The following is a 1,665-nucleotide window of genomic DNA, read 5'->3' on the forward strand; positions in this document are numbered from 1 at the left end:
CGGGCTCTCGAGGTACAGGGGGGACGCCTCGCCCGCGAGGCGCGCGTCGCCGGCCTCGGCGAACAGCGCGGCGTACTGCTGCAGCGTGCGCACGGGGAAGGTGTGGCGCGCGTCGTCCCAGAGGCGACCGGGCGGCGGCGCCGCCGGGTCGAACCCGAAGAAGTCGGTCTCCTTCATCGGGCAGACGAAGATCCCGGGGTGCTGGCCGGCGTAGCGCGCCAACGCCGTGGTGCCCGACTTGGCGGCGCCGATGATCAGGAAATCGGGCAGACGCATGGGACAACTCCTGTCGGATCGCAATCGCATTAGCGGGCGAGATGCTCCCCGCCGTCGACGAGGATCGTCTGGCCGGTCACCGCCCGGCATCCCAGCAGGAACAGCAGCGCATCGGCCACGTCGTCGGGCGTCGGGAAGCGGCGCAGCGGCAGCGCGTCGCGGGACACGTGCGCGTAGGACTCCGGCGGCGACGCGGGCGGCAGCACGGCGCCCAGGGCGATCTCGTTGACGCGCACGCGCGGCGCCAGGGCCAGCGCCAGGTTGCGGGTCAGGTCGTGCAGGGCGGCCTTGCTCTGGGTGTAGGCGAAGTAGTCGGCGCGGGGGCGCAGGGCGTGGACGTCGTTGAGGTTCACGATGTCGCCCTCGCGGTCGGGTGGCAGCGCGGCGGCGAAGGCCTGGCTCAACAGCAGCGGGGCGCGCAGGTTGACCCGCTGCATGCGGCTCCAGACGTCCAGGTCGGTGGCCGCGAAGCGGCCCTGGTCGAAGAGCGAGGCGTTGTTGACCAGGATGTCGACCGGCCCCAGCTCGGCGGAGGCCTCGTCCAGCAGCCGCGCCGGCACGTCGGCGTCCAGCAGGTCCCCCTGCACCAGGGTCGCGCGGGCGCCCAGCTCCGAGATCGCGAACGCGGTGGCGCGGGCCTCGACCAGAGAGCGGTTGTGGTGGACGGCCACGTCGACGCCGGCTCTGGCCAGGCCCAGGGCGAGCACGCGGCCGACGCGCACCGCGCCGCCGGTCACCAGGGCGACGCGCCCCTTCAGCTCGGTCATGATTCCACCTTCCTCAACGTGACCACCAGCGCGCCCTCGCCGCCCCAGTCCCGGGGCGCGGGCTGCCAGTTCGCGACGATGTCGGGATGGGCCCGCAGCCAGTCCTGCACCAGCGGCGCGATCACGGGTTCTCCCTGCGAACGCAGTCCCCTGCCGTGAACCACCAGCACCTGCCGCGCGCCGCGGCGCTGCAGCAGGAAGATCTGCATCTCCAGCTTCTCGAGCGCCTGGGCGGCCCGCAGCTGCCGCAGGTGGATGGCCGGCGGCGGCTCGCCCGAGGGGCGGGGGCGATCCTCGGCCTCGTAGGCCTCGTGGCGGATGGAGCGGCCCGTCCCCTTGGTGCGGCCGCTGCTGCCGGGTTGGCGGCTCTTGTGCTTACCCATGCTCGCCGCCCCCGGTCACAGGCCGCTGCAGCCGCACGACGGTGGCGCCCCAGCTGCCGGCGTCGGGCGCCGTGCCGAAGCTCGCCACGGCCGGGTGCCGCGCCAGCTCCGCGCGCACGATCTCCCGCTGCACGCCGATCCCCTTGCCGTGGATGATGCGCACGTCGAGGATGCCGCGCTCCAGGCAGGCGTCCAGGTAGTCGCGCACCAGGTCCTTCACGTCCCGCGGCAGGAACATG

At 73.6% G+C, this 1,665-nt stretch carries 4 protein-coding genes; all 4 read right to left on the reverse strand.

All coding sequences use genetic code 11. From position 1 onward, the window contains the following. Positions 1-276, reverse strand: a 276-nt coding sequence (locus Q7W29_04230; GenBank protein ID MDO9171022.1) for a sulfotransferase, incomplete at its 3' end; no start/stop codon positions are given. 29 nt (positions 277-305) lie between these two features. Then, the gene (locus Q7W29_04235; GenBank protein MDO9171023.1) at positions 306-1,043 is read right to left on the reverse strand and encodes an SDR family oxidoreductase; all 738 of its coding nucleotides are present in this window, start codon (positions 1,041-1,043) and stop codon (positions 306-308) included. Continuing rightward, positions 1,040-1,426 (reverse strand): Smr/MutS family protein, encoded by a 387-nt coding sequence (locus Q7W29_04240; GenBank protein ID MDO9171024.1) that lies wholly within the window; start codon positions 1,424-1,426, stop codon positions 1,040-1,042. The genes Q7W29_04235 and Q7W29_04240 overlap by 4 nt, the downstream gene beginning before the upstream one ends. Beyond that, positions 1,419-1,664 (reverse strand): Smr/MutS family protein, encoded by a 246-nt coding sequence (locus tag Q7W29_04245; protein ID MDO9171025.1) that lies wholly within the window; start codon positions 1,662-1,664, stop codon positions 1,419-1,421. The genes Q7W29_04240 and Q7W29_04245 overlap by 8 nt, the downstream gene beginning before the upstream one ends. Between the last annotated feature and the right edge of the window lies 1 nt (position 1,665).

The organism is bacterium (assembly GCA_030654305.1).
In the GTDB taxonomy this organism is placed as follows: Bacteria; Krumholzibacteriota; Krumholzibacteriia; order LZORAL124-64-63; family LZORAL124-64-63; genus PNOJ01.